This is a genomic window from Ensifer sp. M14, from assembly GCF_003355565.1.
Classification (GTDB): Bacteria; Pseudomonadota; Alphaproteobacteria; order Rhizobiales; family Rhizobiaceae; genus Ensifer.
Window position 1 is genome coordinate 2,730,102 of the sequence record NZ_QJNR01000004.1, and the last position, 26,300, is coordinate 2,756,401.

22 protein-coding genes are annotated in these 26,300 nt (G+C 61.6%); 13 read left to right on the plus strand and 9 right to left on the minus strand.

Annotated features, from left to right (window positions below):
* Window positions 1–91: 91 nt before the first annotated feature.
* Window positions 92–1,984, plus strand: a complete 1,893-nt coding sequence (locus tag BLJAPNOD_RS13185; RefSeq protein ID WP_115420141.1) for a murein L,D-transpeptidase — start codon at window positions 92–94, stop codon at window positions 1,982–1,984.
* 244 nt (window positions 1,985–2,228) lie between these two features.
* Here BLJAPNOD_RS13185 and BLJAPNOD_RS13190 read toward each other — a convergent pair whose 3' ends face one another.
* On the minus strand, window positions 2,229–2,906 hold the full coding sequence (locus BLJAPNOD_RS13190; RefSeq protein WP_115420142.1) for an HAD family hydrolase: 678 nt from the start codon (window positions 2,904–2,906) through the stop codon (window positions 2,229–2,231).
* A 223-nt stretch (window positions 2,907–3,129) separates the two neighbouring features.
* Between BLJAPNOD_RS13190 and rpiA the strand changes: the two genes are divergently transcribed.
* The 5 genes from rpiA (at window position 3,130) to BLJAPNOD_RS13215 (ending at window position 8,248) form a co-directional block, all read left to right on the plus strand.
* On the plus strand, window positions 3,130–3,825 hold the full coding sequence (gene rpiA, locus BLJAPNOD_RS13195) for a ribose-5-phosphate isomerase RpiA (RefSeq protein WP_077503696.1): 696 nt from the start codon (window positions 3,130–3,132) through the stop codon (window positions 3,823–3,825).
* 121 nt (window positions 3,826–3,946) lie between these two features.
* Window positions 3,947–4,495 carry a DUF2059 domain-containing protein gene (locus BLJAPNOD_RS13200; RefSeq protein ID WP_077503695.1) on the plus strand — a complete coding sequence of 183 codons (549 nt, stop codon included), beginning with the start codon at window positions 3,947–3,949 and terminating at the stop codon, window positions 4,493–4,495.
* A 217-nt stretch (window positions 4,496–4,712) separates the two neighbouring features.
* The gene (gor, locus tag BLJAPNOD_RS13205; protein ID WP_115420143.1) at window positions 4,713–6,104 is read left to right on the plus strand and encodes a glutathione-disulfide reductase; all 1,392 of its coding nucleotides are present in this window, start codon (window positions 4,713–4,715) and stop codon (window positions 6,102–6,104) included.
* A gap of 249 nt (window positions 6,105–6,353) precedes the next feature.
* Window positions 6,354–7,727 (plus strand): 3-deoxy-7-phosphoheptulonate synthase class II, encoded by a 1,374-nt coding sequence (locus BLJAPNOD_RS13210; protein WP_077503918.1) that lies wholly within the window; start codon window positions 6,354–6,356, stop codon window positions 7,725–7,727.
* A 122-nt stretch (window positions 7,728–7,849) separates the two neighbouring features.
* Complete coding sequence (locus BLJAPNOD_RS13215) at window positions 7,850–8,248, plus strand: GFA family protein (protein ID WP_115420144.1); 399 nt, start codon at window positions 7,850–7,852, stop codon at window positions 8,246–8,248.
* A gap of 6 nt (window positions 8,249–8,254) precedes the next feature.
* Here BLJAPNOD_RS13215 and BLJAPNOD_RS13220 read toward each other — a convergent pair whose 3' ends face one another.
* Entirely contained in the window at window positions 8,255–9,295 is a 1,041-nt protein-coding gene (locus BLJAPNOD_RS13220; protein WP_115420145.1) for a MerR family transcriptional regulator, read from the minus strand.
* A 511-nt stretch (window positions 9,296–9,806) separates the two neighbouring features.
* Between BLJAPNOD_RS13220 and BLJAPNOD_RS13225 the strand changes: the two genes are divergently transcribed.
* A complete protein-coding gene (locus BLJAPNOD_RS13225; RefSeq protein ID WP_115420146.1) occupies window positions 9,807–10,151 on the plus strand; it encodes a hypothetical protein in 345 nt (114 codons plus the stop codon).
* Between the two features lie 115 nt (window positions 10,152–10,266).
* Here the strand turns inward: BLJAPNOD_RS13225 and BLJAPNOD_RS13230 are convergent, their stop codons facing one another.
* The 5 genes from BLJAPNOD_RS13230 to BLJAPNOD_RS13250 all read right to left on the minus strand — a co-directional run bounded on the left by BLJAPNOD_RS13230 (window position 10,267) and on the right by BLJAPNOD_RS13250 (window position 16,397).
* Complete coding sequence (locus BLJAPNOD_RS13230; protein WP_343215804.1) at window positions 10,267–11,217, minus strand: hypothetical protein; 951 nt, start codon at window positions 11,215–11,217, stop codon at window positions 10,267–10,269.
* 163 nt (window positions 11,218–11,380) lie between these two features.
* Window positions 11,381–13,120: a pilus assembly protein TadG-related protein gene (locus BLJAPNOD_RS13235; RefSeq protein ID WP_115420147.1), complete on the minus strand. Its 1,740-nt coding sequence runs from the start codon at window positions 13,118–13,120 to the stop codon at window positions 11,381–11,383.
* 1 nt (window position 13,121) lies between these two features.
* Window positions 13,122–13,544, minus strand: coding sequence for a TadE/TadG family type IV pilus assembly protein (locus tag BLJAPNOD_RS13240; RefSeq protein WP_077503688.1), 423 nt, complete (start codon window positions 13,542–13,544; stop codon window positions 13,122–13,124).
* A 195-nt stretch (window positions 13,545–13,739) separates the two neighbouring features.
* Complete coding sequence (locus tag BLJAPNOD_RS13245) at window positions 13,740–14,288, minus strand: DUF1003 domain-containing protein (RefSeq protein WP_115420148.1); 549 nt, start codon at window positions 14,286–14,288, stop codon at window positions 13,740–13,742.
* A 186-nt stretch (window positions 14,289–14,474) separates the two neighbouring features.
* The gene (locus BLJAPNOD_RS13250) at window positions 14,475–16,397 is read right to left on the minus strand and encodes an LTA synthase family protein (protein WP_199565936.1); all 1,923 of its coding nucleotides are present in this window, start codon (window positions 16,395–16,397) and stop codon (window positions 14,475–14,477) included.
* Window positions 16,398–16,666: 269 nt separating this feature from the next.
* Between BLJAPNOD_RS13250 and BLJAPNOD_RS13255 the strand changes: the two genes are divergently transcribed.
* From BLJAPNOD_RS13255 to BLJAPNOD_RS13270, 4 genes are all read left to right on the plus strand, one after another.
* A complete protein-coding gene (locus BLJAPNOD_RS13255; protein ID WP_115420150.1) occupies window positions 16,667–18,349 on the plus strand; it encodes an NAD+ synthase in 1,683 nt (560 codons plus the stop codon).
* 2 nt (window positions 18,350–18,351) lie between these two features.
* Entirely contained in the window at window positions 18,352–19,179 is an 828-nt protein-coding gene (locus BLJAPNOD_RS13260; RefSeq protein ID WP_115420151.1) for a TolB family protein, read from the plus strand.
* 165 nt (window positions 19,180–19,344) lie between these two features.
* Window positions 19,345–21,078 carry an ankyrin repeat domain-containing protein gene (locus tag BLJAPNOD_RS13265; RefSeq protein WP_115420152.1) on the plus strand — a complete coding sequence of 578 codons (1,734 nt, stop codon included), beginning with the start codon at window positions 19,345–19,347 and terminating at the stop codon, window positions 21,076–21,078.
* Between the two features lie 163 nt (window positions 21,079–21,241).
* Window positions 21,242–22,762 (plus strand): diguanylate cyclase, encoded by a 1,521-nt coding sequence (locus BLJAPNOD_RS13270; protein WP_115420153.1) that lies wholly within the window; start codon window positions 21,242–21,244, stop codon window positions 22,760–22,762.
* Window positions 22,763–22,766: 4 nt separating this feature from the next.
* Here BLJAPNOD_RS13270 and BLJAPNOD_RS13275 read toward each other — a convergent pair whose 3' ends face one another.
* On the minus strand, window positions 22,767–23,438 hold the full coding sequence (locus tag BLJAPNOD_RS13275; protein ID WP_115420154.1) for an XRE family transcriptional regulator: 672 nt from the start codon (window positions 23,436–23,438) through the stop codon (window positions 22,767–22,769).
* Between the two features lie 111 nt (window positions 23,439–23,549).
* Between BLJAPNOD_RS13275 and BLJAPNOD_RS13280 the strand changes: the two genes are divergently transcribed.
* Together BLJAPNOD_RS13280 and BLJAPNOD_RS13285 are read left to right on the plus strand one after the other, a co-directional pair.
* Window positions 23,550–24,038, plus strand: a complete 489-nt coding sequence (locus BLJAPNOD_RS13280) for a 2,4'-dihydroxyacetophenone dioxygenase family protein (RefSeq protein WP_115420155.1) — start codon at window positions 23,550–23,552, stop codon at window positions 24,036–24,038.
* 12 nt (window positions 24,039–24,050) lie between these two features.
* Complete coding sequence (locus BLJAPNOD_RS13285) at window positions 24,051–25,016, plus strand: quinone oxidoreductase (protein WP_115420156.1); 966 nt, start codon at window positions 24,051–24,053, stop codon at window positions 25,014–25,016.
* 258 nt (window positions 25,017–25,274) lie between these two features.
* Here BLJAPNOD_RS13285 and BLJAPNOD_RS13290 read toward each other — a convergent pair whose 3' ends face one another.
* A complete protein-coding gene (locus tag BLJAPNOD_RS13290; RefSeq protein WP_115420157.1) occupies window positions 25,275–26,300 on the minus strand; it encodes a LacI family DNA-binding transcriptional regulator in 1,026 nt (341 codons plus the stop codon).

Genomic DNA, 26,300 nt, shown 5'->3' on the forward strand with positions numbered 1-26,300 from the left:
CCTTTTCTATAAGTTTTGGAGCACGAAGGCGTGGCGAGAATCTGGCTAAAGCCGAGTTCGGCGACAACGCGATACGGGGACGCAGTTTCACATGAGAATATTTAAGACGGCAGCGATCGTAGCGCTCATGAGCGGCTGTGCGATCGCGACCTTGGATGCGCGGCCGGCATCGGCCTTCACGCTCGGTGATTTCATCCGGGCAGGCAGGAAGAAGCCGGAATCTCAGACGTCGCAGCCGCAGTCGCTTCCGGGCGTAGGCTCCATGGTCGAGCCGCAGCAGAATGCGGTTTCCAAGCCTCTGCCGAAGGTCACTGGTCCGCAGTATTACACCTACAAGGCCGAGCCGTTGCGCCGGATCGCCACCGACAAGCTGCTCGATCCGGTCGTTACCGGATCCGTGCGCAATGGCGCACTGCCGCCGATGCTGCGTGCCCCATTGACCGATGCCCGCCAGTTCATGCCTGAGGTCGAGGCTCGTGCGACCTCGGACGTCGCCAAGGCCATCGAGGCGCATTATGGTTCGCGTTCGGATTTCGTCTGGATCGACGCAAATGGCGCAAGCGCGCGGGCTAAGGCGGCAATTGCCGTTCTCGCCGATGCGGCAAAGGTCGGCCTCGATCCGCAGGATTATGCCGTCCAAGTGCCGGCCGATGATTTCGATCGCGGCGATATGATCGCTCGCGAAAAGGAACTGGTTCAGTTCGAAGTGTCGCTGTCGATCGCAACGTTGTCCTATGTGCAGGACACCGTGCGTGGCCGCATCGATCCCAACAAGATTTCCGGCTACCACGATTTCAAGCGCAAGTCCGTCGATCTCGGCGCCTTCCTCGACAAGATGTCGGCAAGTGCCGATGTCGCCACGCTGCTCAACGATCAGAACCCGAAAAGCGAGCAGTTCGCCGCCCTGTCGGTGGAACTCGAGCGCCTTCGCGCCGAGAAGGGCGTGGAGCAGCGCGTCGAAATCGCACCGGGCACGCTGTTGAAGCCTGGTCAGAGCAATCCTGAACTCGCCAACATTGTCGCCGGCATCCGCATCAAGGGTTCCGAGACGCTGAAGACGGATCATGCCGCAGTGCTGGCGGCCTACCAGGGCACGCCGGATTACACGCCTGAGCTGGTCGCACTGGTTGAAGCCTTCCAGAAGGAACATGGGCTGAAGGCCGATGGCGTGGTGGGGCAGGCCTCGCTGCGCATCCTGACGGGTGGCGACAGCACCGCAGCCAAGATCAGCAAGCTCGAAGTCGCGATGGAACAGGCGCGCTGGCTTCCCGACGGTCTTGGCAACCGCTACGTCTTTATCAATCAGCCGGCCTTTACCGCTTCCTATACCGACAATGGCACCGAGCAGTTTTCCATGCGTGTCGTCGTCGGTTCCAAGGCGAACCAGACCTATTTCTTCCAGGACGAGATCCAGACCGTCGAGGTCAATCCGTACTGGGGCGTTCCGCAGTCGATCATCATCAACGAGATGCTGCCGAAGCTGCGCAACGATCCCAATTATCTCGATCGGATGGGCTATCAGGTGGAAGTCGGTGGCCGTTCGGTGCCGTCGTCTTCGGTCAACTGGAACGGATCGACAGCGTCGGTTGCGGTGCGCCAGCCGCCGAGCAGCGATAACGCGTTGGGCGAGCTGAAGATCCTGTTCCCGAACGCACATGCCATCTACATGCACGACACGCCGTCGAAGAGCTTCTTCAAGCGTGATCAGCGTGCGCTCAGCCACGGTTGTATCCGGCTTGCCGATCCGCGCCGGATGGCTGCAGCCGTGCTCGGCACCAGCGTGGAGGATGTTGGCAAGGAAATCGGCGGCGGCCGCAACAAGGCGCTGCAGGTGCCGCAGAAGGTTCCGGTTTACGTCGCCTATTTCACCGCCTGGCCGAACAAGGACGGTGTCGTCGAGTATTTCGACGACGTGTATGAGCGCGACATGTACATGAACCGCGCCTTCGAGGCGACCCGCAACGCCCGCCGGGCCGAGGGGTAAATCTGCGCCAAAGGCGCTCGGCGGGCATTGATGCCATCCGTGTTCACCGAATTTGTGACCCCATGGAGAACCTCCATGGGGTCGTTTCATTCTGGCGGTCCGCGAAAGAGCGAGCTGTCGCGTCGCATTGGTGTATATCCGCCGACCCATCGGGCATCGGCAGTACTGCGATCCGTCTTGGCGATGAAGTCAATCGTTGCTGTGAAGCGACTTGGATCCTCCAAGCCGGCTCCAGGGCCGCAACTCACCTGCCGTTGAAAAGTTCCGTGACCAGCTCCGGCGTCAGTTCGTCGAAGTGACGGATGATCAGCGTCGGCTCCAGGCTTTCAATCGGAACGTCCGAATAGCCGAACGGGACGGCGATCGACGGGATCACGGCGTTGCGGGCGACCAGGATATCGTTGAGGCTGTCGCCAACCATCACCGAGTGCCGAGCGCTGCCGCCGGCGTTTTCGATCGTGCGCAGCAGATGGTCGGCGTTCGGCTTGCGGATTTCGAACGTGTCGCCGCCCGACACCGCCGCGAAGCGGTCGAGGAGGCCGAGGCGCTCAAGCAGGCGATTTGCCAACATTTCCGGCTTGTTGGTGCAGACGGCGAGCTTGAACCCGGCTGCCGTCAGCCGGTCGAGTGCGTCGAGCATGCCGGGATAGGGAAGGGAATCACCGGGCATCGAGCCATGATAGAAGTCGACGAACTCCTTCATCTGCCAGGCGAGTGCATCTTCATCGAGCGGCTTGTTGCGCATTGCGAAAGTGCGCTCGATCATCGCGCGGGCACCATGGCCGACGAGATGGGTGAGATCGCGGTACGTGACGGGCTCGACACCCGCCTGGGTCACCGCATGGTTGAGGCTCGCCACCAGATCCGGTGCCGTATCGACAAGAGTTCCGTCGAGATCAAAGACGACAATGGGGGAAGACAAGGGAAGAACCTCGCGCAGCGGAAAAGAGTTGCCGTCCGGGTAGGCGAAGTTGCGCCGGAATGCAATGGCAAGTGTGCGCGGGAAGGGTGCGGGAATCCGGGCGGCGCCTTTGAATTTGGCTTTTGTTTGCAGCTTGGGGCGTGTAAGTGTCTCAGCGGAAAACGGATGGGAAAGGTGGGGTTACCACATCCACATCCGGTGAACGAAAGGGAGCGACTGGCGCATGGACGCCCGCCAAATGAAAATCAAAGCCGCGGCAGCGGCGCTCGAACATGTCGAAGACGGCATGCGACTTGGCATCGGCACCGGATCGACGGCGGAGGAATTTGTTCGGCTGCTGGCCGAAAAGGTCGCCGGAGGCTTTCGAATCGAGGGCGTTCCGACCTCCGAGCGCACGGCACGGCTCTGCCTGGAACTCGGCGTACAACTGAAGTCGCTGGACGAACTTCCCGAACTCGATCTGACGATCGACGGCGCCGACGAGGTCGACGGCCGCTTGCGGTTGATCAAGGGTGGCGGCGGTGCGCTGCTGCGTGAAAAGATCGTCGCGGCTGCTTCCAGGCGCATGATCGTCATTGCCGACGAATCGAAAGTCGTCGACGTTCTCGGTGCGTTTAAGCTGCCGATCGAGGTCAATCCCTTCGGTCAGGTGGCAACGCGGATCGCCATCGAAAAAGTGGCGTCGCGGCTTGGCCTTTCTGGCGATATTTCCGTGCGCAACTCAGGCGACGGCCCGTTCAAGACCGATGGTGGACACCTCATTCTTGACGCATCTTTTGGCCGTATTCCTGATGCAGATGCGCTCGCGGGAGAGCTGAATGCCATTCCCGGCGTCGTCGAGCATGGTCTTTTCATCGGCATCGCATCGCTGGCAATTATTGCCGGACCGGAAGAGGCACGCATTCTGACCGCGTCTTGAGCCGGTTCCCGTGGCTCCGTGAGGAGCCGGGAACGGTGAAGAAAACAGGTTACCACACATGCGGGCCTGGCGGCGGCAATCGCCCGGGCAGCATGCGACAAACACAGGAGCATGGATAAAAATGAACAAACTCGCAGGTCTTGTCCGCACTTTCGCAGCCACCGCGGTTCTCCTTTCTGCATCCATTCCGGCAGTCCAGGCTCAGGACGTGTCCGAAGAACAGATCAAGGCCGCTCGCGCGACCATCGCGGCACTTGGCGTCACCAACAGCTTTGACAACATCCTGCCGAACCTCGCCGAGCGTCTGAAAAACACCCTGATCCAGGCTTCGCCGAACTTCCAGGAGCTGATCACCGCGACCGTCGACGAAAAGGCTTTGACGCTGGCTGCACGCCGCGCCGACCTCGAAAACGAAGCTGCGACGATCTACGCCAAGACCTTCACGCTCGAAGAGCTGAACGCCATTTCCGAGTTCTACAACTCGACGGCTGGCAAGAAGCTTCTGAACGATGGCCCGATCGCTTCGCGCGAACTGTTGAAGGCTGCCGACATCTGGGCCGCTGGCGTCTCGCGCGATCTTAACACGGAAGCGACGAAGTCGCTTGACGCCAAGGTCGGCACGTCGGCCCCGGCGCTTGTTGAAGGCACGCCGGCGGCGCCGGCTCAATAATCTGAGGCCAGTTGAACTGACCTTGGGCCAGCCCGACGAAGTCATCACGTTTTCAGGAGCCCGGAGCAATCCGGGCTTTTCTTTTTCTGCAGTGCAACACTATATGTGCCTGCGACGGGGCTCCCACCCCGGGCGGGGCATGCCGTCGGCGAAATGCCGACCGGACGGTGCTCCCATCATCCCAATTGCAGTCTGCACGACCTTCAGGAGTTCGCCCATGCCCGCTTTCGACTATGACCTCTTCGTAATCGGTGGCGGCTCCGGTGGCGTCAGAAGCGGTCGGCTGGCAGCGAGCCTGGGCAAGAAGGTCGCGATCGCGGAAGAGTTCCGCTATGGCGGCACCTGCGTCATCCGCGGCTGCGTGCCGAAGAAGCTCTACGTGTACGCATCGCAATATGCCGAGCACTTCGAGGATGCGGCCGGGTTCGGTTGGTCGGTCGGTGAAAGCCGCTTCGATTGGCAGAAGCTCGTCGCTGCCAAGGAGCAGGAAATCACGCGGCTTGAAGGCCTCTACCAGAAGGGGCTCGCCAATGCCGGCGCTGAGATCCTGCGTACCCGGGCGGAACTCGTCGGCCCGAACACCGTTCGTCTGCTCGACACCGGCAAGACCGTGACCGCCGAGCGCATCGTCATTGCCGTCGGTGGCCATCCGACGCCGCACGACGCGCTGCCGGGGCATGAACTCTGCATCTCTTCCAACGAAGCCTTCGATCTCGCGGAACTGCCGAAGTCGATCCTGATCGCCGGCGGCGGCTATATCGCTGTCGAGTTCGCCAACATCTTCCACGGTCTGGGCGTCGAGACGACGCTGATCTATCGCGGCAAGGAAATTCTGTCGCGTTTCGACCAGGATCTTCGCCGTGGCCTGCATGCGGCGATGGAGGAAAAGGGCATCCGGATCCTTTGCGAAGACATTATTCAATCGGTCGCAACCGACACCGACGGCAGGCGTGTGGCGCAGACGATGAAGCACGGCGAAATCGTTGTTGACCAGGTGATGCTGGCGCTCGGCCGCGTGCCGAACACCAGGGGGCTTGGGCTTGAGAGCGCCGGCGTGAAGACCGATGAGCGTGGCGCGATCGTCGTCGATGCCTTCTCGCGCACCAGTGCGCCTGGCATCTATGCGCTCGGCGATGTCACCGACCGCGTTCAGCTGACGCCGGTGGCGATCCACGAGGCGATGTGCTTCATCCAGACCGAGTACAAGAACAACCCTGTCTCGCCCGACCACGACCTGATCGCAACGGCCGTCTTCTCTCAGCCGGAAATCGGCACGGTCGGCCTCAGCGAAGAGCAGGCCGGACGCCAGTTCGAGGGCCTGGAAGTCTATCGCGCCGAGTTCCGGCCGATGAAGGCGACGCTTTCCGGTCGCAAGGAAAAGACGATCATGAAGCTGATCGTCAACGCTGCCGACCGCAAGGTGCTGGGCGCCCATATCCTCGGCCATGACGCCGGAGAGATGGCACAGTTGCTTGGCATTTCGCTGAAAGCCGGTTGCACCAAGGACGACTTCGACCGGACGATGGCCGTTCATCCGACCGCTTCGGAGGAACTGGTGACGATGTATGCGCCAAGCTATCGCGTCCACAAGGGCGAGCGGGTCGGCTGAGCCCGCCGCCGCTTCGCTTTCCCTGACGCTGAAAGCCATGAATTCTGGTAGGATGTCTTTCCAAGCCATCGCTTAACGTCTATAAGCCCGCATCCGCGAAGTGACCGGCTTCGGGCGGGCGCTATGGCTTGACCCATGCGCTGGAGCTGGGCGCGGACGCAGTGAAATTTCCGAATACCGGGCGGCATCGAAACCGTCAGGGCGCGACCCGCGCGGGCAAACGTCCGCGGCAGACAACAGGTGATCGAAATGGCACAGACTTGGACTCCGAATAGCTGGCGGCAGAAACCCATCCAGCAGGTGCCGGATTATCCGGACCTCGCTGCATTGACGGCAACGGAAGCGAAACTCGCTAAGTATCCGCCGCTGGTGTTTGCCGGTGAAGCGCGGCGTCTGAAGAGCGCGCTTGCCAATGTTGCCGAGGGCCGCGGCTTCCTGCTGCAGGGCGGCGATTGCGCCGAAAGCTTCGCCGAGCACGGTGCCGACACGATCCGCGACTTCTTCCGCGCTTTCCTGCAGATGGCCGTCGTCCTGACGTTCGGTGCCCAGCAGCCGGTGGTCAAGGTCGGCCGTATCGCCGGCCAGTTCGCCAAGCCGCGCTCGTCCAACATTGAGAAGCAGGGCGACGTCGAGCTGCCGAGCTACCGTGGCGACATCATCAACGGCATCGAGTTCACGGAAGCCGAACGCGTTCCGGATCCGGAACGCCAGATCATGGCCTACCGCCAGTCCGCCGCGACGCTCAACCTCCTGCGCGCCTTTGCGATGGGTGGCTACGCCAACCTCGACAACGTGCACCAGTGGATGCTCGGCTTCGTCAAGGACAGCCCGCAGGCCGAGCGCTACCGCAAGCTCGCCGACCGGATCTCCGAGACCATGGATTTCATGAAGGCGATCGGCATCACCTCGGAAAACCATCCGAGCTTGCGCGAGACCGATTTCTTCACCAGCCACGAGGCGCTACTGCTCGGTTACGAGCAGGCGCTGACGCGTGTCGATTCCACATCCGGTGACTGGTACGCGACCTCGGGTCACATGATCTGGATCGGTGACCGGACGCGCCAGCCCGACCACGCCCATATCGAATACTGCCGCGGCATCAAGAACCCGCTCGGCCTGAAGTGCGGCCCGTCGCTTACGGCCGACGGCCTGCTGGAACTGATCGATCTGCTCAACCCGGCCAACGAGGCCGGCCGCCTGACGCTGATCTGCCGCTTCGGCCACGACAAGGTTGCCGAGCACCTGCCGCGCCTCATCCGCGCGGTCGAGCGCGAAGGCAAGAAGGTCGTCTGGTCCTGCGATCCGATGCACGGCAACACGATCACGCTCAACAACTACAAGACCCGTCCGTTCGAGCGGATCCTGTCGGAAGTCGAAAGCTTCTTCCAAATCCACCGTGCGGAAGGTTCGCATCCGGGCGGTATCCACATTGAGATGACCGGCAACGATGTGACCGAATGCACCGGCGGTGCGCGCGCGCTTTCGGGCGACGATCTTGCCGATCGCTACCACACCCATTGCGATCCGCGCCTCAACGCGGACCAGGCGCTGGAACTGGCGTTCCTGCTCGCCGAGCGCATGAAGGGCGGCCGCGACGAGAAGAAGTTGGTCGTCAACGGCTGATCCAGACGCCGCGCCGCGCGGTTCAGTTTTTCTGACGCTCGGGCGACTGCTATGAAATTGACAATGCCGGGCCAACTCGCGAAGCTGGCCCGGCATTTTTCATTGAGGGAGGTCGGGGGACCATGTCCGATATTCACAGCGGCAGCTGCCTTTGCGCGGCGGTACGCTTCAAGACGCGGGGAGAGCTGCGCAAGCTGATCTTTTGCCATTGCACGCAATGCCGCAAACAAACGGGGCTCTACTACGCCGCAACCAATGTTCTGGACCGCGACCTGGAGCTGGAAGGCGCCGAGGATATCACCTGGTATCGCACGAGCGGAGACGCACAACGGGGGTTCTGCCGTCATTGCGGGTCGGCTCTGTTCTGGAAAGCCGATGGGCTTGACTACACGTCGATCATGGCCGGCGCCTTTGAAAAGCCGACGGACCTTAAACCCGGCTACCACATCTACTGCGCCGACAAGGGCGATTTCTATGGCATCGACGACGACCTGCCGAAGTTCGACGCTGGGCGGCCGTAAAAGCCTTCAAGCCACTTCCGGTCGCCAGGCGATGACACCTTGCGTCCGTGCCCGGACTTCCGGCGACGCCAGGCAGTTGGCGACGGTCTCGTAGCCCGGGGCACCCGGATAGGGCGCGACCTCGGTCGGCGGGCTATGGTTGGCGGGGCACAAAATGATGGCTTCGCCTGGTCCGAGGGCGGCAAGGTCAAGGACAGCGTTGGACCGGGTCAACATGAAGATCGGCCGCCTGTCGGTACGGCGGTGACGCAGGTACTTTAGCAAAGCGGTTTGCGAAGCGGCGTCGAGGTCCTGTTCGACCATATCGACAACGAATGCCTTGGCGTCCGCTTCCAATGCCACCAACAGAGCAGTCAATGGTGGCGATGCCACGGCGCCATCGTCTACCAGTCGCACAAGAATGGTGTCTATGCGTGATTTCAGCTGAGGTTCCATCTCGAGCCGGCGGCGAGCGGCCATGCTAGCTTCCTCCTCCAACCGATCGATACCCACGAAGACCGCGCCGGGCAGGGCCGTGGCAATGGCCTTGGCCAAACGTGTCTTGCCGCTGCCGAGCGGTCCGATGATGTAGGTCAGCGGATGGATCGTGTGCAGCTTGAACGCCTCGCCGCCCCATGGCCATGGCAGATCGAACGCGACCTCGGGATTGTCGGATGACGGCTGCCCTTGCACCAGTTGCTGCAAGCCGGGCGCGTTGTCGGCCCCGTTGGCCAGGTCACGGCGGAGCCGGCGGACCTTGGCGACAGTATCTTGAAAATCCTGAGCCCGCGCTTCCAGTAATCCCTGCTGCGCCGCCAGGGTGGGGCCCAGCTCCCGCGCGCCACCATCGAGCACGCGGCGGATCTGCGCCAGGGTGAGGCCGAGCGAGCGCAGGGCGGCGATCTCGCCCGCACGCTTCATTTGAACCGGACCATAGGTTCGCCATCCCGCCGACGTTCGCACCGGCGTGATCAACCCATGCTGTTCATAGAGGCGTAAAGCCTTGACCGAGACGCCAAGACGCCTGGCGGCCTCGGTTGCAGTCAAGAAACACGTGGAGTCGCTCACGAATCACCTCTTCCTGTTCACCGCAATCTTTATCGGTCCTGCCCCCGGGGACGGGTCAACCGCCTGCCAAAGAATAGCGTCACCTGCGCCTGGCAAACTTGAACCTGATGGAGCAGATGTCGTGGTTCAATCTCCAGGAGGTCATCCTTGCACGCGACAAGGGCGGACCACCAGCAGCAGCCTGGGATGACACCTGTGCGCGTGCATCCCTGCCTCCGGGCGTCGTGGGTTGAAAATCGAAGGGAGGCAATGACTCCCGGCACTGCGAAGGCATGCGTCAAGGTCAACAACGAGCGATGGTGCCGTGCTGACTGGCCGGTGGTGAGCGGCGAAGGGCAGATTGAACATTGGCAACGTTTGCCCGGCGACGTGCACACCGCTAAAGTGCGTTCACCGGGTCCCCGATTGCCTATACCGAGAGCGGCCTTGGAAGGTTTTTCTGGCGAAAGGTCGATATGTTGCAGGTTCGCTGCGACGCAGTGTTCGCCAGAAGAGAGGGAGTGCGACGACCATGTCGGATGATGAATTTGCGGAAAATATGGTCTGCGCCACCATCAATGCGCCACATCGCGCAATGTCCGACACGCTCCTGGCATACCTTGCTGCCCACCGCCCTGATCGCGTGCTCGCATTCGTGTTCTTGACCGGTAGCCTGACCAGCGGTGAGAGCTGGAAGAGGCGGCTGATCGCCGAGGTTCGTGTGCGCGAAGATGGGCACCGCGCGACGAATTTTGTCGGAATTGCCGAGGTGGCGACCTGGATCAAGGTCTTTCGGAAGCACGGACCCGAACTGGCGCGCCACGGTGTGGAAATCGAGCCGACCAGGCCGGGCGTGTTCACAGGGCCAGCAGCCTAGATCGCAATCGGTCCAAGGGAAAACCTCCGGCAGGTTCAGGCAGGCGCAGGAAATGGCCGAGGCGCGCCGAACCTTCCGACGCGCACGTCAATTTCGCCGCACGAAAGACGGCGGACTATTTTGCGAGCCGGACCGCGCCGTCCGTGGCTCGCTCATAGGCGTTGGCCAGCGCGGCAAGCTTTACCGCCTGCCAGCGACAGTACTCGTCGACCAACCGGGTGCTCATCCAGAAGCGACCACGTGCACCGTCGTTCGATCGGCCGATGTAACCGGAGTCCTGCGCCTTGGTAAACAGCCTGCGGACGTGAGTGTTGGAGATCGTATAATGGGTGGCAAGCTCGGCCAGATTGAGGTCGAGCCAAACCTTGCCGTCCACGGGCGTCAGGCTTTTCGGGCGTGCCATGAGGTCATCGAGCAGCAAGCCACCGCATTCCGTCCAGGCGAAGATGGCGACACCTTCGGGAGGCTCGCTCCAATTCTTGTCGGACAGGAGCATCCTTGCCGCAATCGGCTGCGTGCGGACAAGGACGGAGGTGTCGGCCTCGACGTGTTCCAGGCGATTGCCGCCATCGAGGCGATCGAGCGTACCCATCTGGCTCATGAACCACCGCATCATGGCGCTCTCGCTGACTTCTGTCGGTTCGAGAGGGCGGACCTTCTTGTTCGTCCGCTCGCCGCTGACGTCGCGCAGCAGCTTGTAGGCCAGTAGCTCGGCCAGGAATGCGGCTGCCGTGTTTCGACTTGCACCGCCGGTATCACGCATGAACTTCAACAGCCGCGCGGCTGTGATCCCGGAATCGGGATGGGTCGGATCGCGCTCGAGATGCAGTGCGTAGGCGGCCTGGCTCAAGATCCACTTCTGATGGGAGGCGACCAACCGAGCCACGCGCGGGAAGATGTCGTAGACCGCCATCAAATCTCGGGCGCTGATCTGCAGCGTCTCACGCAGCAGCGGGTTGCGCAGAATTCCGTCCGCCGTAAAGGCGGGCGGTTTTTCCGGTGCAGCATCCCCCTGTTTCGCCACCAAATGCATCTGTCGTGCACGTCTCCCGACGATCTTTCGCATACGCTTCGGAGGCTGATCCCTCGCCACGCCTGCCGCGATACTACTCAACTTTGCTGCTTGTAGCAGCTTTACCTTGCTCATAACGTGCGAAGCCGCCATTTTGTTCGAAAGGGCCGGCAACGGATTTTTCCGCGGCCGGCCCCATTGCCTTTCTACGGTGCGGTTACTGCACGAGCACTGGCGGCTGGCACTTGACCCCGGTGACGCGGACATCGGCTTCGCCCACCCGCACCCCGACCAGAAGCAAAAGGTTGTAGAGCAGATCGTCCACTGGTTTTGTGACGGCACCAAGGGTTTGGGCGAGCGCCTGCTGCAGGACCGTCGGGCTGCCAAGCGTCAGGAACAAGACTTGGATATTCAGATCCAGATTGTTGAGCAGGGTTTTCGTCGTCGATGACAGGATGTCCCTGGTCGATACGCTCTTGATCGAACGCGCGGCCACTTCGGCAGGGCTGAAGGTGAGGCGGGACGCCTGAAGGTTTTGCGCCTCAACGTGAGCGATCGCGTCGATCTTGACCACCAGCGCGTCGACGATGCGGGCGCGCTCGACGCGGGCGTCCGACGAAAAGCTCGAAAGCACTTTCGGATTGACGTCGCCGATCGCGATTTCGGCGACGCCCGGAACCGCATCGACGACGACTGCCGCGTTCTCCGGCCTGCCGCCGTAGCAGCGGATATCGGAGAGTTTGGCTTCGGCGTGGGCAAGCTCGACGTAGATCGGCAAACGAATACGGATACCGGCAAGGGCGGCCAGCCCGTCGATGCCCACTTCGACAGCAAGGCGGGTCTGTGCCGTGCGGACCGCAGCACCTGGCGTGCCGAGGCGATGGCTTGGCGTCTCGACCGGCGGTTCGCCGATCGCGAGCTTGACGGTCGCCGACGCGATGCCCGGCAACCCGGCGACCGCATTCAGCGCGATCTGGTTCTGGCCGTTGGCAATGGCGGCCGCTGCGGAGACAATCTGCAGGGCGCTGACCTTCATCGCCCAGTCTGAACCGGCATCGATCCTCAGGTCTTTCTTGGGATCTAGATTGAGTATCTGCGCCAGAGTGAAGGTCTTCTTGTTGTTGGCCGTCGCCAGCTCGATGCTCTTGAGTGCGGAGTTGACGGTGCCGGACAGCCCCTGGAACAGCCGCATGGAGGACAGCAGCTGTGGCATCGTCAGTTTGGCGTCGAGCACGTCTTCATAGGAGGCGGTCGTGAGGCTGAGCTTGGTCGCAATGATCTTCAGGAACGGCTGGACATCGATATCCGCGTCGATCAGGGCGTTGTAGTCCATCACCTTCAGCGAGATATTGGTGCCAAGCATCTGGCCGAGTATGGCGTTGAGGAGGCCATCGTTCAGGCTGGCAAGGCGGGATCCGACAGAGAATGCGGCAATCTTCGAGCTCGCGGCCGTACCGACGGCATTGAGTTCCGGTGGTTCGCTGAAGACGGAGGCAAGGAAGATCTGTCCCTTCTTTTGCAGGTGCACCTGGACGGCATCCGAAGGGGCCGCGTTCTTGACGAAGCGCTGCCCGGCGGCGATGTTCGGATCGGGGACATAGCGCCCGCGCGTGACCGTTGCCACACCGTCGATCTTTGCCGTGCCGACATCGCTCGGTAGCACAATCTTGCCATCGACGGTCAACAGCCCGGTGGGTGTCGCGACCGCGAAATTGAGGCTGTTGTTGGAAAAGTACTTGAGAACGGCCTGCTCTGCGGAAGAGACGTTAGATGCGGCGGCGATGGCGGCGAGATCGACCGTTTGCTGCATCTCCCGCTTCTGTACGGTGAGATAGCCGTAGTCGATGCCAAGCCCCATGGACGCTATAACGAGGGGCATGACAAGTGCGGCGGACATGCCGATGTTGCCATGCCTGGATTGGGCGAGCGCTCGCAATGCCGTTGTTTTCAGAACCATTTCAGATGCCTCCCAAGCGGATGGTGGCGAAGCGCTCGATCTGCTCGCTTGGCATCGCGAAGGTGAACATGTTGTAGATGGGCAGATCGCTGGCGTCGTACTTGATCCTCACCGTGAACTGGTTGGCGTTGCTCGCGTCGGCCTTGACTGTCACGGTCATGCGGGACGGCTTGATGAAGGATTGATCCATCGTGGTGCGCTGGATGTAGTCGGTGGCCAGACGTTCCCGCTCGCCTTCCGAAAGCCCTGCAATGGCGGTGCGGGCGGCGTCGGCTGCGATCTGCTGAATGGAATGGGCGGCGCTGAGGTAGATGCCGTAAGCGATCAACGTCAGCACGCATAGAAAGAAGAGGGGGGCGACGATTGCAAATTCAATTGCGGCAGCGCCATCGCGGCTGCCAAACAGGCGCGTTATTCTGGACATTTCAGCAACTCCGACCGAACCGTGACTGCTTTTTCTCTGTCCCTGCACCTTCAGGCTGCGCTTCAAGTGTTAATTTTCTGATACGCGAATAGGTTGTTTCAATGGCTAGAAATAGCCTATTGGTGCAGAATGCACATTTGTGATTGAATTAGCGATTGCGTAGATCCTGCTTGGTTTTAGCCGCGCCCAACCCGGCTAGTCGGTGTTGGGTATGTGCCGATATTGGGCAAGCTGGCGATTGAGAGTGGCGAGGTCGGCCCGCAACTCGGCAATTTCGTGCAGCAGCACGTCATCCACCTTGTGATGCAGGGAGATCAACTCGACTTCCGATTTCAGATTGACCTCGTAGTCCTTTGCCGCGGCGAAGCGGTCGCGCTCGGCCTGCCGGTTCTGGGACATCATGATGACCGGCGCCTGCAATGCCGCCAGCATCGAGAGCAGCAGGTTCAGGAAGATGAAGGGGTAGGGGTCGAACGCCCCGGTCATGAGCAAGACGGTGTTGACGATCACCCAGACGACGAGAAAGCCGCAAAAGCTGAGAATGAAAGCCCAGGAGCCGCCAACCCTGGCGATGGAGTCGGCAAGCCGATCTCCGACGGACAGCTCGGCGCTGAACTCGGCGTTGGTGTCCGTCGCAACTGTACGCCGTTCCTTTGCGCGGGTAAGGATGCGACGCTCGATCTCGCCGAGTTCGGCAAGCGGCTTGCCGAACAAGTGCTGAGATAGGTCGTTGAAATGCGGCATGGTTACCTCCGGAAATGGATCGGACGATATCTAGCGCACCACTTCGGCGAGGAAATCAACGGGAGACCTCACGTGAAAAGAACCGGACGGTCACCCGTCCGGCTCTGCGTTGTCATGTCAGGCTCTCAGGCATCCTGCGCTGCACAAGAGCGGTGTTTTACGCGGCGCGCCTTCTGGCGATACGAACTAGAAACCTGCGGCGTAAAGATCCGCGTGCGACTTGAAGAAGCGGTCCGTCGAGTAGCGCTTGCCGAACATCATGTCATGCTGAAGGAAGCGATAGTCGCGCAGCAGCGCCGGCACCTTCGGCTGACGGGACCATTCGGCGACGTCCTTGCCATTCTTGCGGATCAGCATGTAGCGGTCGACGACGCGGTACTGATCGTGCACCTTGCCGAGGAAGCCGGTGTAGTAGGGATGCTCGTAACCGGACTGCTTCAGGATCTGGTAGGAGAGGAAGGCCGGGCTGATCGTGCCGACATTCTTCTTCGGACCAGTCTTGTTCGACCAGACGACGAGTGGCGTTTCGTGCTGCGCTTTCATCTGGTCCTTTGGACCTTTACGCTCGGCCGTCACGCCTTTCATGAAACCGGTGTTGGTATAGACGGTGTTCAGCGGCGGCAGATGGTCGCCGAAGAGCACGATGATGGTCTCCCGGTCGCGTTCCTTCGCCCAATCCATCAGCTTCTTCAGGCTCTCGTCGGCTTCCTTGATGCCCTGAGCATATGTCGCCAGCACCTGGCGGTCGCTTTCGGGCAGGTTGCCTTCAACCTTGATGGTGTTCTTGGCGTAGCGGTTGGCCTCATACGGGCCATGGCCCTGCAAGGTGACGGCGAAGAAGAAGAACGGGTCGTCCATGGCATCGGCCTGGCGGATGATCTCGTTCGTCAGGGACTCGTCCGAGGCGAAGATGCCGCGCTTCTGCATCGGCGGCATGTTTTCCTCCGACTTGAAGGTATCGAAGCCGAAGGCCTTGTAGACCGCCGTGCGGTTCCAGAACCAGCTCTGGAACGGATGGATCGCCCGCGAAACGTAACCTTCGCCACGGAAGAAGGTGGCAAGCGACGGGATCGGATTGCGGATGTACTGCTGGTACGGGATGCTGCCATAGGGCAGGAAGGCGTTGGAAAAGCCGGTCAGCGCTTCGAACTCGACATTTGCCGTCATGCCGCCGAACTCGGGCGAGAACACGTTGCCGGATTGCATCTCGCGGATCGTCGGCATCGGGTCGGGCGACAGCTTGACGTTCGGCAACCGGGTCGGATCCCAGAAGGATTCGCTCATCAGTACGATGACGTCGGGCTTGCTGCGGTGCGAGGTGCCGGCCGGCAGCGGCTTGACCGGGATGCGGTCGATCGCATCGGCCATGTAGCCGGCAGGCGCGCTGACATTGGCCATCGGCAGGTTGATGGCAAAGGCGAGCGCAAAGCCGTTGTGGCGATAGTTTTCGGTCTGATCCCACATGATCGGGATGACCTTCAGGCGATCACGGATCCAGGAGAACTGGTTGTAGTCCATTATGTTCCAGAAGGCGAAGAGCAGTGGCAGCGCGAAGGCCGCACGGGCGATGCGCTCGCGGCGCGTCAGCTTGGGGAAATTGCGCCAGGCGTAGCGCAGCAACAGGCCGATGGCGGCAACGGCAGCAACAAGCCCGACCACGATGCCGACGGCGGTCCAGGGGCGGTCCTTGACCAGGACCGGCATCAGTTCGAGAATCTGGCGACCAAAGAGGAAATCGGTCGGGTAGAGCGGGTCGGAGAGGAAGACCTGCTTCTGCTGGCAGATGATGGCCGGTATGATCGCCAGCGGTGCGAGCACCACGGCGGACTTGTGCTCACGGCCGAAAACGCCATCGATGGCGAGCAGAATAAGGAAGAATGTGCCGATGGTGGTCCAGGCGGGGCGCGTCGGATCGAGGAAATAGGCAACCGTGTCGGCCATGGACTGGCGCACGATCAACTCGACTGCAAAAACGAGCGCCGCCGCAATCGACAGCGAGAACAATGCACTGCGTGCGGAGGTCAGCGTCTTGGCGTGCCGCGCGGCGAATCCGGGTCTATCGGCGTAGACTCGTGATCTCCTCGCTACGGCTGAATCGATACTAGCCAACATCTTCTCCAATTTCATCAATGTGTCGTGTAACTGTCATACGACCGTCAATTTGAACAGGGGATGAATGGCTTGTTCAGGGTGTTTGGAAACAGGTTTTCGTGACGTGAGGGCGTGCGAACCCGCGCCGATAACAAGCCGGAATAGCAGAATTTTTTGGAATTTTTCGCTTCGCCGCGATTGGCTGTGGGTATTTTGGTGCGGATTGCGCTAAAGATCGGGGCGAAAGTCAGACGCATTCGTTCGAGAACAGACCGACAGGCCCGCTCATGACCGCTCATAAAGCCGCCCCCACCCTGCTTCGCATCGCCGTCGCCCAGCTCAATCCGACAGTCGGCGATATCGCCGGGAACCTGGCGAAAGCGCGAGAAGCCCGCGCCGATGCGGCGCGCCAGGGCGCTGATCTTCTGCTGCTCACAGAGCTTTTCATTTCTGGCTATCCGCCGGAGGATCTGGTGCTCAAGCCCGCCTTCCTCAAAGCCTGCCTGCAGGCGGTGGAAAAGCTGGCTGAGGAAACTGCCGATGGCGGCCCCGGCGTCATTATCGGCTTCCCTCGTCTCGCCAAAACAGGGCGCCACAATGCCGTCGCCGTTCTCGATGGCGGCAAGATCATTGCGGTTCGTGACAAGGTCGATCTGCCGAACTATGGCGAGTTCGACGAAAAGCGGGTGTTCGACCAGGGCGAAATGCCTGGGCCGGTCAACTTTCGCGGCATCCGCATCGGCATTCCGATCTGCGAGGACATCTGGGGCGATCTCGGCGTGTGCGAGACGCTGGCCGAAAGCGGCGCTGAAATCCTGCTGTCACCGAACGGTTCGCCCTATTATCGCGAAAAGGTGGATGTGCGCCATCAGGTGGTGCTGAAACAGGTGATCGAGACCGGTCTGCCGATGATCTACGCCAACCAGCTCGGCGGGCAGGATGAACTGGTGTTCGACGGCGCGAGCTTCGCCTTCAACACGGACAAGTCGCTGGCCTTCCAGATGAGCCAGTTCGAGGAAGCGCTGTCGATCGTCGAATGGAAGAAGGGCGATGATGGCTGGCATTGTGCCGGCGGCCTGCAGTCGCGTCTGCCGGAGCGGGAGGAGGCGGACTATCGCGCCTGCATGCTCGGCTTCCGCGATTATGTGAACAAGAACGGCTTCAAGAATGTCGTGCTCGGCCTGTCCGGCGGCATCGACTCGGCGATCTGTGCGGCCCTTGCCGTCGACGCGCTCGGCGAGGAGCGGGTGCGCACGATCATGCTGCCTTACCGCTATACCTCGAAGGATTCGCTCAAGGACGCCAAGGATTGCGCCGAAGCGCTCGGCTGCCGCTACGATATCGTGCCGATCGAGGAGCCGGTGCAGGGCTTCCTCGGCGCGCTCGCCGATATGTTCGAAGGCACGGAATCGGGCATTACCGAGGAGAACCTGCAGAGCCGAACACGCGGCACCATTCTGATGGCCGTCTCCAACAAGTTCGGCTCGATGGTGGTCACAACCGGCAACAAGTCGGAAATGTCGGTCGGTTATGCCACGCTCTACGGCGATATGAATGGCGGCTTCAATCCGATCAAAGATTTGTACAAGATGCAGGTCTACGGCATCTCGCGCTGGCGCAACACCACGGTGCCGCCCGGCGCACTCGGGCCCTCCGGCGTGGTCATCCCGCAAAACATCATCGACAAGGCGCCCTCGGCCGAGCTTCGTCCCAACCAGACGGACCAGGATTCGCTGCCGCCCTATCCGGTGCTCGACGACATTCTCGAATGCCTGGTGGAAAAGGAGATGAGCACGGAGGAGATCGTGGTGCGCGGCCATGACGAGGCGACGGTGCACCGCATAGAGCATCTGCTCTATATCGCCGAGTACAAGCGGCGGCAGTCGGCGCCCGGCGTCAAGATCACCAAGAAGAATTTTGGCCGTGACCGGCGCTATCCGATCACAAACCGGTTCCGCGACCGGGGTTAACGATGCGCAGTTCGGTCGAGACCTATGACATCCTGACCGGCCAGACGCGTGTGGTCTGGCAGACCGACAGGCTGGTCGAAGCGCCGAACTGGTCGCCGGACGCACGGTCTCTGATCATCAACGGCGACGGCCGGCTCTATCGGCTGGCGCTTGATGGCACGGAGCCGGTCGAGATCGACACCGGATTCGCCCATCTCTGCAACAACGACCATGGCATTTCGCCTGACGGCAGCACCATCGCGATCAGCGACAAGACGGAGTTCGGCAAGTCGGCGATCTATCTGTTGCCGGCTTCGGGCGGCAGTCCGCGCCTGGTGACGCCGAACCTTCCGTCCTACTGGCATGGCTGGTCGCCCGACGGCCGGTCGCTCACCTATTGCGGCATTCGCGACCAGGTGTTCGATATCTATACCATATCGGTCGAGGGCGGCGTGGAGCGGCGGCTGACACAGGGCGAGGGCCGCAACGACGGCCCAGACTGGTCACCCGATGGAGCGTGGATCTATTTCAATTCCAGCCGCACGGGGCGCATGCAGATCTGGCGCGTTCGGCCTGATGGCACCGACATCGAGCGAATCAGCGACAGCCCTTATGGCGACTGGTTCCCGCATCCGTCGCCGGATGGAAGACACCTGCTGGTTCTCTCCTACGACGGCGATGTCTTCGATCATCCGCGAGACTTGAACGTACGGCTTCGGCTGATGGATATGGATGGCGGCAATGCACGCGACCTGTTCGAACTCTTCGGTGGACAGGGCACGATGAACGTTCCGAACTGGTCGCCGGGCGGAGATCGCTTCGCCTTCGTTCGCTATGAACCGAAAAGCTGAGAAGACTGGACAAGAATACGCGCTGCGTGCTAGCGATCTCGTCGTTCGCAGGGCGCACCCGATCCGCGGGAAGGGCCAGTCCCACCTGTTTCACTGAACTTGGTTGCCACACCTCTTTTCAGTCTGTGGGCGCGGATACCGGACGTGAATGAAAGGAGGTCTTTCATGATCACGCGCGATCTTCCCGCGAATGCTACCCTCGAATCCATCCGCAAGCAGGCCAAGGCTTTTCACAAAGCCCTGAAGGCCGGCGATGCCGCTGCACGCCAGCGAACGCTGCCCTATTTCAACGAACCGGCCGCGATCGGCTTGCAAGATGCCCAACTGGTCATCGCCCGGGAGTTCGGCTTTTCCAGCTGGACCCGGCTGAAAACGCATCTCGAACGTGCCCAGTCGGGCAAACCTTCGACCGAACAGCTTGCGAACCGTTTCCTGGCGCTTGCGACCGTGTCCTACTTCGGCGACATAGCCGCCGATCCTGAGCGGTATGCCCAGGCGAAAGCTCTGCTCGAAGAGCATCCTGAAATTGCGGGTGAAAGTATTCACGTTGCCGCCGCGCTCGGAGATGGCGACGCCATCGACCGCTGGCTCGATCAGGATCCGAATCTCGCCGGCAAGCGTGGTGGCCCCTACGACTGGGAACCTCTGCTGTATGCAGCCTATGCTCGCGTTCCCGGGCGGTCTTCGCTGGCGGCGGCGGAGCGGCTTGTCGCGCGTGGTGCCGATGCCAATCCGTTCTGGATGGATGACGGGCAGTTTCGCTTTACCGCGCTGACGGGCGTCTTCGGCCAGGGCGAAGCGGGCAAGGAGCGGCAACCGGAACATCCCGATTGCAGTGCCTTCGCCGAATTGCTGCTCAAGGCCGGCGCCAGGGCCAACGACAGTCAGGCGCTCTACAACCGCATGTTCGAGCCCGACAATACCTGCCTTGAGCTGTTGCTGCGCCACGGGTTGAGCGCCAAGGACAGGAACAATTGGCTGGTGCGCGAGGATGGAGATCTGATCGAAAACAGTCAGACGGTTTTCGACTATCAACTCGCCTGGGCGCTGGAGAAGCGAATGGCCGAGCGCGTGCGGTTGCTGGTCGAGCACGGAGCGGACGTCAACCGAACCGTGAAGGGACGCACACCCTACCAATGGGCGGTGCTTGGCGGGCATGCGTCCCTTGCCGAATATCTGGTCGCTCACGGCGCCACGGTTGCGGAACTCACCGATGTCGATCGCCTGGCGAGGGCGATTGCCGAGGGAGATGTGACGGCCGCCAAGGCGCTGGTCGCCGGGGATGGAACGCTCGTTTCACGCACGCAGGCCGCGCATCCAGCGATCCTGCACGAGGCTGCGGGTGAAAACCATGAGGTCCAGGCGGCGCTGATGCTGTCTCTCGGTTTCGACGTCAACCGCATGACGTCGCGAACGCCGCTGCACGAGGCGGCATTGCATGGCCATATCGACATGGCGAAGCTGCTGCTTGAGCATGGAGCCAACGCAATGGCGCGTGACCCGTATCATCACGCACCGCCGATCGGCTGGGCCGAGTATAACGGCAAGGGCGACATGGTTCGTTTCCTCGAAAGCCAGTCGCTCGACCTGTTTGCTGCCGCTGCCTTCGGCAAGGGTGAGCGGGTGATGGAGATCGTCGATGAAAAGCCGGAACTGCTCGACATGCCCTTCGGCCAATTCCGCGGGCGTGGGAGGCCAAACCCGCAAAGCGACTGGATGACGCCGCTTGCCATTGCCGTCGCCAACAACAGACCCTCGGTGGTGAAGCTGTTGCTCGAAAAAGGCGCGAATGCCAACTTGCGCGATGGTACCGGCACGCGCTCGATCCGTGATCTGGCGCGCGACGAAGGTAACGATGAAATCATCTCCTTGTTGCGTCCGGCGCCGAAGTCCAACTAACAGTCGTACGACTGCAGATTGCCGGCTTTTACTAGGCGGTTGAAGTCTTTAAGGCTTTCAATACCAGCTTGCTTAAACTAAATTTCTGCTTTGATCTTTAGGGTGGCGTCTGATCGGTGCCACCCTTCGCCGTTGACGGCTGGTCCGGCGAGGGGGCGTTGGCGTGATCGAGCAAAAGTTTCGGCAACCGAAGCGAAACAGGGCGGTCTGGGCAATCCATGCCGCCTGTATCTTGGTCGCGATCCTGACGATCGCCAGCCTCCTCTTCGTTCTCAATCGCTCCGTCGTCGAGGCGGATCGCTTTGGCCTTTCGGCAGAGCGCAGGCTGGTGACCAACGAATTGCGGCACCAGATGGAAGCCGCCGTGCAATTCCAGGCGCAGGTCTCCTTCTGGGACGACACCTACGACGAACTTGCGACTGGACGCCTGAGTGACGCCTTCGTGGCAGAACAATTGGCCGGGTGGCTCTGGGAGGATTACGGTTTCTCCTGGCTGATCTTCAGCGATGCAGATGGACATGTTTCGACCGCATTGAAAGACGGTCTGGCCATCCCCGCAAAGGCGGCCGATAGCCCGCTTCGCGATGTCGATGATCTGCTCGACGAGGCACGCCGCCGCTATGACAATGCCCTGAGAAACAACGGTGGCGCCTATACGCTCGATATCCCCAAGCCCGACCGCCAATCGGTCACGCCGATCGTGCCCGGCATCCACGCGGTGGATATGCGAGAGATTCAAGGGCAGATGAGCATCGCCGTCGTCCAGGCGGTGATCCCGGAAACACTGCAGCTTGCCGCCGCGCGCCGCAAACCGGCGTTCATGGTTTCTGTTCGTCCGCTGACGGCGCGGTCGCTGCGGGAGATCGAAGCAAAGCTTGGGGTGACTGGCCTTGCCTTCGTTCCGCTGTCTCAGCTTCCGGCCGACAGCGTACACGTCTCCGTCGGTCGGTGCACAGACAACTCCTGCCTGGTCGTGGCCTGGACGCCCAAATCGCCCGGCGGCTTCGTCCGGACGGAAATCCTGCCGAGCGTCATCGGCATCGCGATCCTGGCAACGTTGCTGATGGCCTTCGTAGCTCTCAGGTTTTCCAGTGTCTTTGCCGCCCTGCAGCAGAGCGAGGCGCGAAACCTCTACATGGCAAAACATGACCGCCTCACCGGGCTTCTCAATCGCAGCGGCTTCGACGATGCGCTCGCCGCTGCTCTCCTCGACGTCAAAGACCGCCCGTTCGCGCTGATCTTTGCCGATCTCGACGAGTTCAAGGCGGTCAACGACCGGCATGGGCATGCGGCGGGTGACGCGGTGTTGATGGCGATTGCCGAACGATACCGCCGGCGGGTCGGTGTGCGCGGGACCGTTGCCCGCCTGGGCGGTGACGAATTTGCGGTCATCCAGCGTTCGTCAGGGAAGGCAGCAGATGTATCGGCCGTGGCCGCCGGCCTTGTCATCGATGCGCAGACGCCGATCGAATTCGAGGGGCAGATGTTGCGCGTCGGCAGCAGCGTGGGCCTGGCTTTTGCGCCGATGCACGGCAGCACCGCCCGCGCGCTGCTCGCCGCTGCCGACGAAGCGCTCTATCTCGCCAAGAGACGCGGGCGCAACCGTGTCCAGACGGCCGACGACCTTTCCCCGGAAGACAAGATTGCGCTGAACGCAGAGGTGTCAAGGCGCCACGCCGGCTGAGTTTTCAAGCCGGCATTGTTGCTTCGCCATGGTCTTCGTCCGAGCGGCTGAAGCGTCCACCGAGCGGAGCCGTCACCCACAAAAGCCTGGCGTCGTTGTCGCTGGTCGAAATACAGGCATGGCCGAGGCGTGCATCGAAATAGACGGCGTCGCCGCTCTTCAGCACCGCCGGTGCGTAGTGCTCGGTGTAGAGGGTGATTTCGCCGTCGAGAACATACATGAAGTCCTCGTCGTCGTGCCGGTCCCAATCGGGAAACTGGTCGAGCGCCCGTGCCCTGACCAGCACTTCGACCACCATGAAGGCGGTGTTGCGCACCTCTTCCATCAACAGCCGCAGGCCATAATTCGGCGTTTCATGGCGAGTGCCATCGTCCTTGCGGGTGATGCTGCGCCGACCTGCCGGCGGGCTCGATTCGCCGGAAGCGAGAAAGCTCAGGAGATCGAGCGAGAAACCGGCCGCCAGCTTCTGCATGGCGTGGAAGGTCGGCGACATCTCGTTGCGCTCGATCTTTGACAGGGCCGAACGGGACAGACCGATGCGTTGGCTCGCCTCTTCGAGCGTCCAGTCGCGTGCGATCCTGAGCTCCTTCACGCGCGCTCCGAGTTCGGTCGGACGCTCCTCGCTCGAGCGCAATCGCTGTTCGGCCGGGCGGCGGGTAATGGTTAGATTCGGCATGGCGTCTCCTTGGCAAATACATACGAGCAAAATCGACGATTCTCAATTCTGTTGACGAAATCCACTATAGTAGATAAATCCCAATTGTGAAACTTAACGGGAGGACGAACTGTGATCAACATTCAGGAAAGCAGATATGGGGTCGACGAGCTGTTGGTTGCCGATGCGGAGGCCGATGAGCGGCGCTGGCTGCCCTTCGGCGACAGCGCCTTCACATTGCCGTTGCTGTTCGACGTGCGCGGCGGGAGCTGGGTCAGCATCTTCAAGGCAAAGGGCGTTGGCACGATCGAGCGGCATCGCCATTCCAATCCGGTCACCGGTTGGACGCTGGAGGGTACCTGGGGATATCGTGAGCGCGATTGGATCGCACGCCCCGGCACCTTCATCTTCGAGCCGGCGGGCGATATCCATACGCTCTACGTGCATCCGGAGGCCGGCCACATGAAGGCGCTGTTCCACGTGTTCGGACCGCTGGTCTATCTCGATGACGACGGCAATGCCGAAGGATATGACGACGTGCTCGTCAGGCTCGACCGGTATGCGGCACACTGTAAGTCGGTCGGGCTCGGCGAAGATTTCGTCCGCACTTTGATCCGATAGGGGGAAGCAACCATGCATGCATTGGTATTCGACACGTTCGGCGGCCCGGAGGTCTTGAGCTACCGCGAGGTTGCCGACCCGGCTGTGCCACCAGGCCATATCCAGCTGGCGATGCGGGCGATCGGGCTGAACTTCGCCGACATCTACCGGCGCAAGGGCAATTACACACTTGCCGGCAAGGCGCCGCACGTCGCCGGCTACGAAGGGGCAGGTGAGGTGATCGCGATCGGCGAGGGCGTCGAAGGCGTCGCCCTCGGCGACCGGATTGGGTTTGCCGACGTGCCGTTTGCCAATGCAACGCGGGTAACAGTGCCGCTGGAGCGGGCCATCCCGCTTCCTGACGATGTCGGCTTCGAGGCCGCCGCAGCCCTTCTGCTGCAAGGCCTGACGGCGCAGTATCTGGTGGAGGATAGCTACAGCGTCCGACCAGGCGACACCGTTCTCGTCCAGGCCGCAGGCGGTGGCGTCGGGCAATTGCTGATCCGGCTTGCCATCGCGCGGGGTGCCAGCGTCATTGCCATGGCCTCGACGATCGAGAAGCAGGCGCTCGCCAAGGCTGCCGGCGCTGCCTATGCGCTCGGCTATGACGAGGGCTGGCCGGACAAAGTGCGCGCCTTGAGCGACGGCGGCGTCAATGTCGCCTATGATTCGGTCGGCATAACCTTGCTCGACAGTCTCGCAGCGGTGCGCTCGCGCGGGACGCTGGTAACGTTCGGCATGGCAGGCGGGCCGGCGCCTCTGGTCGATCCGCGCTATCTCATGGAACACTCGAAAACCGTCGTCGGTGGCGATCTCTGGGATTTCCTCACCGATCGGCAGCAACGGCTAAGCCGGGCCGGGCGGCTGTTCCAGGCATTGCGGGATGGCGTGATCGAGCGGCCACGCATCGAAACCTTCGCGCTATCGGACGGAGCGGCGGCGCATGCACGGCTCGAGGACCGGAGGTTCTCGGGAAAGATCGTGCTTTTGCCAGAATGAGAAAATGCCGCGCGTAGCGCGGGTCTGGCCATGCGGGCAAAGCTTTAGAATGCCCGTTTGACGGGAGGCGCGTTCAGTTCTCCCTCATTCCTGCCTTGTGCCGGAATTCAGCGAGCTGACGCCCGTCAGGTCAAAAGGCTCTTCAGCCCAATGACTTGGCCTGGTACCGCAGTTCCTACGGAACTGCTATTGATTCCTGTGACAGGCACAGGAATGAGGGAGATGTTGGCGAACGTCGACGCGGATTCTGTACTCGGCTCAAGCGACGGGCACGTTGTAGGGCGTGATGACCTCAACGGCGGAAAGCCGGCAGCCGCCCAGCTTCTGATCGATGCCGCTTCGACGGGCAAGAATGGCGCGGAAGGTCATGCGGGCGTCGCTGCGCAGGTCATGGTGCAGGACGAAATGGATCCGCCGTTCGCGTAGCAGCACCAGGTTGTCGTGATCTAGGTCATGGGCGATGAACAGCGCGCAGTCGCGGCCATCGCGCTCGAAGGCATCAAGGACCGCCCGATTGCCGCCGCCGATGGAATAGGCGGCGTTGATATCGGCGTGCGCCGCAAGCGCTTTTGCTGCAAGGGCGCCCGTCTCGGTGTCCTTGCCATGGCCTTCGCTGATCTCGATGATGCGGATCGCCGGGTAATGTTCACGCAGCACACGGCGAAAGCCGATCTCGCGTTCCTCCTCGCCACGGAAACGGCTGCTTGAAATCGTCACCAGCACGGTCGCGGAAGTGCCGGAGAAACGTTCGCCGACGAGATAGGCCGCAGTCTCGCCGGCCGCGCGGTTGTCGGCGCCTGCGTAGGCGGTGCGTGCCGAGTTCGGCAGGTCGGTGACGAGTGTGATCACGGCAATTCCGGCCTGCTCGAGGCGCGCGACCGCGTCGACGATTTCGGGAACGTCAGGCGCCTTCAACACGACGCCGTCGGTACCGCGCAAGCGAATGCGGTCCAGCAATTGCGCGATGTCGTGCGGGCGCATGGTCTCGGCGAAGTGGAAACGGCAACGGAATGTCGTCGGCATGAAGGTCGGCGCTTCGGTCTCGAAAGCCTGCCTGACCGCTTCGGTGAAGCGCTGCGGCGCCTCCATCACCACGTCGATCGTCCGTTTCTGGCCCTGAAGCTCCAATCCGGATTGTTGCTTTTCCAGCTCACGAATGGCGGCTTTCACCCGCATTTCGGTCTGCTGGCGTACGCCCGAACGCCCGTTCAGGACGCGATCGACCGTCGCGGTGCTGAGCCCGGCCTGAAAGGCGATGTCCTTGACCAGAAACGGGTGAGCCAA